The organism is Hydrogenophaga sp. (genome assembly GCF_022844385.1).
GTDB lineage: Bacteria > Pseudomonadota > Gammaproteobacteria > Burkholderiales > Burkholderiaceae_C > Hydrogenophaga.
This window is the reverse complement of sequence record NZ_JALHLX010000042.1, coordinates 1-8535: the sequence shown is the minus strand read 5'-3', so window position 1 is coordinate 8535 and position 8535 is coordinate 1. Positions and strand designations below refer to the sequence as shown.

9 protein-coding genes are annotated in these 8535 nt (G+C 66.8%); 5 read left to right on the top strand and 4 right to left on the bottom strand.

Features of this window, described 5'->3' with window-relative positions; translation table 11 throughout:
* Window positions 1-243 precede the first annotated feature (243 nt).
* Window positions 244-1314: a C4-dicarboxylate TRAP transporter substrate-binding protein gene (locus Q0C59_RS09620; RefSeq protein ID WP_291214509.1), complete on the bottom strand. Its 1071-nt coding sequence runs from the start codon at window positions 1312-1314 to the stop codon at window positions 244-246.
* 86 nt (window positions 1315-1400) lie between these two features.
* Complete coding sequence (locus tag Q0C59_RS09615) at window positions 1401-2129, bottom strand: TetR/AcrR family transcriptional regulator (RefSeq protein WP_291214508.1); 729 nt, start codon at window positions 2127-2129, stop codon at window positions 1401-1403.
* A gap of 85 nt (window positions 2130-2214) precedes the next feature.
* Here Q0C59_RS09615 and Q0C59_RS09610 point away from each other — a divergent pair, with 85 nt between their 5' ends.
* The 5 genes from Q0C59_RS09610 to Q0C59_RS09590 all read left to right on the top strand — a co-directional run bounded on the left by Q0C59_RS09610 (window position 2215) and on the right by Q0C59_RS09590 (window position 7345).
* Window positions 2215-2871: a CoxG family protein gene (locus tag Q0C59_RS09610; RefSeq protein ID WP_291214507.1), complete on the top strand. Its 657-nt coding sequence runs from the start codon at window positions 2215-2217 to the stop codon at window positions 2869-2871.
* Window positions 2872-2881: 10 nt separating this feature from the next.
* On the top strand, window positions 2882-3754 hold the full coding sequence (locus Q0C59_RS09605) for a xanthine dehydrogenase family protein subunit M (protein WP_291214506.1): 873 nt from the start codon (window positions 2882-2884) through the stop codon (window positions 3752-3754).
* A 17-nt stretch (window positions 3755-3771) separates the two neighbouring features.
* Window positions 3772-4257, top strand: a complete 486-nt coding sequence (locus Q0C59_RS09600; protein WP_291214504.1) for a (2Fe-2S)-binding protein — start codon at window positions 3772-3774, stop codon at window positions 4255-4257.
* A complete protein-coding gene (locus Q0C59_RS09595; protein WP_291214502.1) occupies window positions 4254-6671 on the top strand; it encodes a xanthine dehydrogenase family protein molybdopterin-binding subunit in 2418 nt (805 codons plus the stop codon). The genes Q0C59_RS09600 and Q0C59_RS09595 overlap by 4 nt, the downstream gene beginning before the upstream one ends.
* A 149-nt stretch (window positions 6672-6820) precedes the next feature.
* The gene (locus tag Q0C59_RS09590; RefSeq protein WP_291214500.1) at window positions 6821-7345 is read left to right on the top strand and encodes a hypothetical protein; all 525 of its coding nucleotides are present in this window, start codon (window positions 6821-6823) and stop codon (window positions 7343-7345) included.
* Here Q0C59_RS09590 and Q0C59_RS09585 read toward each other — a convergent pair.
* Both Q0C59_RS09585 and Q0C59_RS09580 read right to left on the bottom strand, forming a co-directional pair.
* Window positions 7296-8144 carry a hypothetical protein gene (locus Q0C59_RS09585; RefSeq protein WP_291214498.1) on the bottom strand — a complete coding sequence of 283 codons (849 nt, stop codon included), beginning with the start codon at window positions 8142-8144 and terminating at the stop codon, window positions 7296-7298. The genes Q0C59_RS09590 and Q0C59_RS09585 overlap by 50 nt on opposite strands.
* Before the next feature lie 139 nt (window positions 8145-8283).
* Window positions 8284-8535: hypothetical protein (locus Q0C59_RS09580; RefSeq protein WP_291214496.1), on the bottom strand; the 252-nt coding region annotated here is incomplete at its 5' end.

Below are 8535 nucleotides of genomic sequence, written 5' to 3'. Positions count from 1 at the left end.
GCGTCAAAGAAGTTGCGGCCCAGCACGTCGGCCACGATCAGCAACATCATGAGGAAGATCCACACCGTGCCCACGGCAGCCAGCACGTTGGCCACGCCTTGCAGGGGGTTGGTGAGGCCGGCGACCGCTGGGGTTTCGCTGGCGAAGTCGGGTTCGTTGTGCACAGGTCACCTGTGAAGGCTGGAAGGAACACCACCCGACAACGCACAGCGCTGCCGGGTGGACAGGACGGCCGGGGGACGGTCAGCGGTTCTGCAGGTCCCAGTCGCGCAGGGGCTTCACGCCACGTGCACGCAGTTCGTCGAAGTAGGCCTTGAGCACTTGCTTGCCGGCGTCACCCGTGCCTTGCAGCCAGGGCGCCACGATGTTGGGCAGGCCGTTGACCCACTTGGCCTTCTCGGCGGCTGGCAGGTCGGTGATCTGCAGGCCGGCGGCCTTCATGGTGTCCAGCGCTGCGTTGGCGGTCTTGGTGACGTGCTTGCCGTGGGCGACCGAAGTGGCCTTGCCGGCCTTGAGCATCGCGTCCTGCACTTCCTTGGGCAGACCGTCGAACACCTTCTTGTTCACCGCCACGCTGCCGAAGTACATGGCGCCGATGTCGATGCGGGTCAGGTTCTTCGCCACCTCGTACACGCGGGCCGGGCCGATGCCGCTGGCGAAAGACAGCGCGCCATCGGTCACGCCGGTCTGGATGTTGGTGTAGTAGGTGGTCAGTGCGCCGTCCACCGGCGTGGCGCCGGTCTCGCGCAGCCAGTTGGCCGAGGTGCCGGGCGCGTTGATGCGCTTGTTCTTCAGGCTGGCCATGTCCTTCACCGGGAAGGTGGCGTAGATGTCGTAGCTGTCGGTGATCAGCGAGGACAGCGGCACCATGTTCTGTGCGGCCCAGCTGTCGCGCAGCGCGGGCACGGTGGCGTTGAGCTTGTCGAAGATCTCGATCAGCTGTTCGTGGTTGGTGGTGGCGAACGGGGTGAAGTAGGTCACGTTCTGCAGCGGCATGGCGGAGTTCTCCCACACCGTGCCGACCATGCCCACATCCACGATGCCGTCGCGCACGGCGGCTCGGGTGTCGGTGAACTTGTAGAGCGTGCCGCCGTAGTTCTCGCGCCAGCGCACTTCGTACTTGGCGCCGCCTTCCTTGAGGATGCGGTCCACCTCGGGCTGGAACACTTCCTTCATGGCGAAGGCCCAGATGTTGGTGGTGGGGTGGCTGGAGCCGATGTTGACCGTGACGCGTTGCTGCGCCAGGGCGGACCCGACGGTGAGCGTGGCGCCAGCGGCGATCAGCGTTGCGAAGGCGATTTTCCTGAGTTGCATGTTGTCTCCTCGGTGGGTGTCAAAGCTGGGTGTTCAGCCGGGTGGGAAGGGTGCCGGTGCCCCCGCACCGGCTTCATCAATACAAGTCAGCGGGTCGCTGCGCGTTTGCGTGGGCTCCCGGTGGTGTCGGCAAACAGGTCGCGGCTGGCGTTCAGGTAAGCACGCACGCGGTCGCGCACCAGCTGTTCGTCGTAGCCCTCGTGGGCGACTTCGCTGTAGACGTCCTGCGCGTAAATCCAGCGGCGCATGGTGATGTAGAAGAAGCCGCCGTGCAGGCCCATGAGCAGCTCGATCTCGCGCTCGCTGGGCTTGGCGCGGCTCACCACGCCGCGAAACCGGCGTGTCTCGCGGATCAGGCGCGGGAACAGCCGTGTGCGCAGCATGGCAAAGAAGCGGTCGGTGATGGTGTGGTCGGTCAGGCCCGAGAACACCAGGATGCGCACGAACTCCCGGGTGAGCGTGATCGTCACGTATTCCCAATAGAAGGCGGTGAGCTTGTCTTCCACCGCCATGTCGGGGTCGTCGAGCAGGGCGTCCCACTCGGCGCGCCAGCGGCCTTCGAACACTTCGAGGTAGACGCGGTCGACCAGCGCCTGTTTGGTGGGGAAGTAGTGATACAGCAGGGCGTGGGTCACGCCGATGCTTTTCGCCAGATCGCGCAGCTGGCCGTTGAAGCCATGCACCGAGAAGAACTGGATCGCGCCGTCCAGGATCTGGCGCTCGCGCTCGACCACACCCATGCGCCGACGCGCCGGGGCTTCCGGCTCCGGTTCCGCAGCTTCAATGGCCTTGTCAGGGTTTGTCTGGATGCGCACGCTATTTACCGATCGGTCAATGATTCGTACCATTGTTAACCGACTGGTAAACAAAAACACCCGTGAAAACCCGAGGATTCAAGGCATGGAATTGAACGGAGACATCCTGATCGGCGCACCGCGCGAGAAGGTCTGGGCGGGGCTCAACGACCCGGAAATCCTGACGCGCTGCATCCCCGGCTGCGAAGCCATGGAGGCCACCAGCCCGACCGAACGCACCGCCCGCGTGGCCGTGAAAATCGGTCCGGTGCGTGCCCGCTTCGTGGGCCATGTGCGCATGGAAGACATCCGCCCCAACGAGGGCTGCGTGCTGCGCTTTCAAGGCTCGGGCGGCGCGGCCGGCATGGCCAAGGGTCATTCGAACGTGGAACTCACCGACGAAGCCGGCGGCACGCGCCTGCGCTACACCGCGCAGGCCGCGATTGGCGGCAAGCTGGGCCAGGTGGGCGGCCGCATGATCGACGCTGCCTCCAAGCAGATGGCCGACCAGTTCTTCACCGCGTTCAACGAACAGATGGTGGGTGTGCCCGTGGTGGAGGTTGCTGAAGCCGCTCCCGCCGAGGCTGCCACCACTGCCGCCACTGCCACCACGACCGCTGCGCCACAGCCCGCCTTCGTGCCGCGCACGGTTCACGCGCCCCAGCCCACCGCCAGCGGCGAAGGCGTGCGCGTGTTGTGGTTTGTGCTTGGTTCCTTGTCCACCGGCTTCGGCGTGTGGATCGCATCGATGTTGACTTCTTGAGGACCGCCCCATGAAAGCCGCTGCCTTCGACTACGTCAAACCCGCCACCATCGACCAGGTGCTCGCGTTGCTGCAACAGCACGGCGACGATGCCCGCCTGCTGGCCGGTGGCCAGACGCTGATGGCCACCCTGAACATGCGCCTGTCCGAGCCGCAGCTGGTGATCGACATCACCGGCATCGAGTCGCTGCGCGGCATCAGCGTGCAGGGCCAGGTGCTGCGCATCGGCGCATTGGCCACGCACACCGACATCGAGTTCAGCCCGCTGGTGGCTCGACATGCGCCGCTGCTCAAGGCCGCTGCGCCGCACATCGCGCACCGCGCCATCCGCAACAGCGGCACCTTTGGCGGCTCCATCGCCTACGCCGACCCGGCCGCCGAATGGCCCACCTGCCTGCTGGCGCTGGGTGGCACGGTGGTGGCGCGCGGGCCGAAGGGCGAGCGCCGCATTGCGGCCGACGATTTTTTCACCGGCCTCTACAGCACCGCGCTGCAGCCCGATGAATTGCTGGCCGCCTGCGAGATCCCGCTGGCCAGCGCCGAGCATTGGTTCGGCTTCAGCGAACTCGCGCGCCGACACGGCGACTACGCCATCGTCGGCATGGCCGCCACAGCGCGGCGCGACGGCGCGGTGCTGCGTGGCCTGCGCATCGTGCTGCTGGGTGTGGACGCTACGCCGGTGCGCGCGCGCCAGACCGAAACGCTGCTGGAAGGCCGCGCACTCGATCTGGCCACCGTGACCCAGGCCGTGGCCAGCCTGCGCAGCGAGATCGATCCGCTGCCCGACCTGACCAACACCCCCGACACCAAGCGCCATCTTGCCGGCGTGCTGCTGCAGCGCATGTTGCCCGTGGCCCCTGCAACCGCCACCGCCAGCGCCTGAGCCCTCAAGGAAACCCCATGGCAGACCTCTACCCGATCAAAGTCACCGTCAATGGCAAGCCGCACCAGTGCAGCGTGCAGCCGCGCACCCACCTGGTGGATTTTTTGCGTGAAGACCTCGGCCTCAAGGGCAGCCACCTCGGCTGCGAACACGGCGTGTGCGGCGCCTGCACGGTGGAGCTCAACGGCCAGATCGTGCGCGGTTGCCTCACCCTGGCCGTGCAGGCCGACGGCGGCACGGTGCAGACGATTGAAGGCGTCAGCGCCTCCGGCGTGATCCGGGACCTGCAAGACGCCTTCGTGCGGCGCAACGCGCTGCAATGCGGCTTCTGCACCTCGGGCATGTTGATGGCGGCCAAGGAGCTGGTGGAGCAGATGCCCCATGCCAACCGCACCGAAGTGCGCGAGTGGATTTCGGGCAACTACTGCCGCTGCACCGGCTACCACGCCATCGTCGACGCGATCTGCGACGTGCTGCAACAACGCAAGGAGGCCACCGCATGAAGCGCGATACCGTCAACCTCGAACCGGGTGTGGACCTCGCCCGCCCACTCACCCCGGTCAATGACGACCAGCGCTACATCGGCGCCTCGGTGCCGCGCGGCGGCATCGAGCGCCTCACCCAGGGTTTGGGTCAGTACCTGGACGACATCGAGTTGCCGCGCATGGCCCATGTGGTCTATTGGCGCAGCCCGGTGGCGCACATGCGCATCAAGTCGGTCAACGCCGAGTTCGCCCGCGCCATGCCTGGCGTGCTGCTGGTGGCCGACGGGCAGGACATCGCCAAGGTCTGCAAGCCCTGGGTGGCCACGCTGGGCCATCTGGCGGGCATGAAGTCGGCCCCGCAATACGCGCTGGCGCTGGACCGCGCCTGCTGGCAGGGCGAGCCGGTGGTGGCTGTGGTGGCCGAAACGCGCGCCGAGGCCGAAGACGCGCTGGCCTACATCGAGGTGGACTGGGAAGAACTGCCCGCCGCCACCGACATGCTCACCGCACTGGACCCGGCCACGCCGCTGATCCACCCCGAGCTGGGCGACAACCTGTGCTTCACCCGCACGCTGGACGTGGGCCAGGTCGACGAGACATTCGCCAATGCCGACGTGGTCGCCGAGATCAACTTCGAGTTCGGCCGCCACACCGGCGTGACGCTGGAGCCGCGCGCGCAGATCGCCCACTGGAGTCCGGCCGAGCAGCGTCTCACGGTCCACCACTCGTGCCAGGCACCGCACATGATGCAAGACCTGTATGGCCGCCAGTTCGGCCTGCCGGCCAGCGCCATCCGCGTGACTTGCAAGGACGTGGGCGGCTCCTTCGGCATCAAGGTGCACGCGTACCCGGACGACTTTGCCACCGTGGCGCTCTCCATCATGCTGGGCCGCCCGGTGAAGTTCGTGGCCGACCGGCTGGAGAGTTTCACCAGCGACATCCACGCGCGCCACCACGCCATCAAGGCACGCATCGCGGTGAACCGCGACGGCGAGATCCTCGGTTTCGACATGGACGACCTCACGGGCATCGGCCCGTACTCCATGTTCCCGCGCACCAGCGCCATCGAAGGCAACCAGGTGGTCAACCTGGTGGGCGGCCCCTACAAGCACAAGCATTACCGCGCCAGGCTCAACGTGGTGTTCCAGAACAAGACGCCGACCTGCCAGTACCGCGGCGTGGGCCATCCCATTGCCTGCGCCGTGACCGAGGCGCTGGTGGACCTGGCGGCGCAGAAGATCGGCATGGACCCGCTGAAGATCCGCGAACTCAACGTGATCCCCGACGACGCCTACCCCACGGCCGGCATCTCGGGCATCAAGCTGGAAATCCTCTCGCACGAGGCCAGCCTGAAGAAGCTGCGCGAGCTGATGAACTACGACGCGCTGCGCGCCGAGCAGGCCGCGCTGCGAAAACTGGGCATTCATCGCGGCATCGGCTTTGCCACCGTGATCGAGCTCACCAACCCCAGCGCCGCGTTCTACGGCGTGGGCGGTGCGCGCATCGCCTCACAAGACGGCGCCACCGTGCGGCTGGACCCCGAAGGCCACATCACCGTGCTCATCGGTGTGGGCGAGCAGGGCCAGGGCACCGAAGGCATCTACCAGCAGATCGCGGCCGACGCGGTGGGCGTGGACATCAGCAAGGTGCGTGTGGTCACCGGCGACACCGACGCCACGCCGTACGGGGGCGGCACCTGGGCCTCGCGCGGCGCGGGCATTGGCGGCGAAGCCGTGCTGCTGGCCGGCCAGGCCTTGCGGGAAAACATCGTGAAGGTGGCGGCCATCATCCTCAAGCGCGAAGGCAACACGCTGGCGGTGCGGCGCGACCGCATCGTGGACGCAACCACCGGCGAAGAACTGCTGCCTCTGGCCGAGCTGGGTCGCATCGCGTACTTTCGCTCCGACACGCTCCCCGCCGAGTTCACGCCCGAGCTCATGGTCACGCGGCACTACGCACAGCGCGACTTTCCGTTCATCTTCACCAACGGCGTGCAGGCCTCGTATGTGGAGGTGGACACCGACACCGGCTTCGTGAAGCTGCTCAAACACTGGGCGGTGGAAGACTGCGGCCGCGTGCTCAACCCCATGCTGGTGGACGAGCAGATGCGCGGGGCCATCGTGCAGGGCATCGGCGGCGCGCTGCTGGAAGAGTGCCTGTTTGATGACAGCGGTTTGATGATCAACGCCAGCATGGCCGACTACCTCGTGCCCATGTCGGCCGAGATGCCCGACATCGAAGTGGCGCACATCCAGACACCCACCGCCACCTCCAAGCTTGGCGCCAAGGGCGCTGGCGAGGCCGGCACGGCGGGCGCACCGGCGGCGGTTATGAACGCCATCAACGACGCCATGGCGCCGTTCGATGCCCACGTGTTCTCACAACCCATCACGCCGCAGAAGGTGCTGCGCGCGCTGGGCAAGGTGCGCTGATCCAGTTGCTTGGTCGGGTCGCAGTGAAGACCCGGCGCTCGCCCATCGATGCAGACGGCGCGACGTTGATGGACGCTTTTGTGTTCGACACCGTACACTGAACTGGATCGTTTCTGTCGATCGGCGTCCGCACGAAGAAGGAGCCCACCATGAGCCTGCCCGCCTCCGTGCAACACGCCTTCGAGCTTGCGAAGCAGGCAGCGACCTCACCGCTGGTGTGGCTGCACCTGGGCAGGGACACCTTGTGGCTGGTGCACGAGAGTGGCGGCAGCGGCACGGCTTCCCTGTCGCTGGACCTGGGTACCGAGAGCACGGCCCGGCTCTTCTTCCGCGCGGACCTGCCCAGACCGCTGGAACTCGAACGCGCCATCGACCATGTTGAAGACGAGTTGATGCGCGCAGTGGCCTGGAGCGGGGGCCACACGATGCTGGCCACGGAACACCCGCTCGTGCGCGGTCTTGCGCCGGGCGCAGCGGTGTTGCAACGGGATGCGGTGGAAGCCTTGTTTCAGAGGCTGGTCTCGGGTGCGCTGGGCGATCCGTCCGCGCTCAAGGGATTGCCCAGCGGCAGGGAGGCGGCCGCCACGCTGCTCATCCTGCGCGAGCTCATGCACCACCTGGGCTTCAACCAGGTGGTGGTGGCGCCACCGTCGCCTGACGCTGCACTTCCTTGAGCTTCATCGCCACATAGTCCGCGCGGTCCATCTCGCGCAGTTGGTCGGCGTAGCGCTCTGTGGCGGTGAACCAGAGATCCATGTTCTTCTGCAACGGACCGCCGTCGGGTGCACCGCCTGACTGCAGGTGCGACTGCAGCGCCAGGTAGTAGCGCAGGGTATTGCGCTCGACCACGCCGCGCACACCCTCGACCAGGATCGGCGCGCCACCGGCCGACCGGCCCACCACGCTGAAGCCCGACTTGCCGCTGCCCAGCGTGGCCAGGTAGGTCTTCATGGCCCAGCGCGCGGCCGTGCCGAAGCCGTAGGAATACGTCATGCGCACCAGCGACTGCCCGCCGCTGTGCGGCACTGCTTCCAGCACGATCCGGTAGTCGCGCGTGGACAGCGGGCCGCTGGGTGCGCGCAGCTCGACCAGCATGTGGTCTGCGCGATCGGCCACCACGTTGAAGCCGAAGCGCACCCAGTAAACCTCGGACAGCGGCTGGTCGAACTTGCGACCCACGCCCGACACCAGCTGTTCGCCGGCCGCTGTGCGCTGGCCCCGGCAGTACTTCACATTGATGTGCAGGATCAGCACGTCGCACCAGCTGTCGGCCTTGGACAGTTCCTGGCGCACCTGCTCGAACGGCTGGTTGATCAGCGCATGCACCTCACCCTGCATGCGGTCGGCGGATTCGGAAGAGCGCAGGTAGATCGAGCGGTCGGTCAGCTGGCCCGTGCCTTTCTCGCGCAAGGCGTCGAACTGCGTGCGCAGGGCGTCGGGCGAAGGGGTCTGGGCCCAGGCCGAGGGGGTCATCAGGGTGCTGGCCAGCAGCAGCGCCGCACAGCAGCGGCGGGGAGTCGGGGCAGCCGCTGCGCGGGCCCATCGTTGGAGAAGAAGCATCGGCCATTGTGCGGCCCGCAGCCCTGGCCCGTCGTGCGGGCCAGCAAAGCCCTCAACGCGCTCTGAGCTCGTCGCGCATGCGCAGGTGCAGTTCTTCCTGTGCCTTGAGCTGGTCGCGGGTTTTCTGCTGCGCCTGTTCCTGCAGCTTCAGCTGGTCGAGCGACTGCTGATGGAGCTGTTCCTGCGTCTGCAGCTGTTCACGGTCGCGGGTCTGGTCCTGGGTCTTCAGCTGGTCGCGGGTCTGCATGAGCACGCGGTCCTGCGTCTTGATTTGATCGCGCGTGGCGCTGAGCAGGCGGTCCTG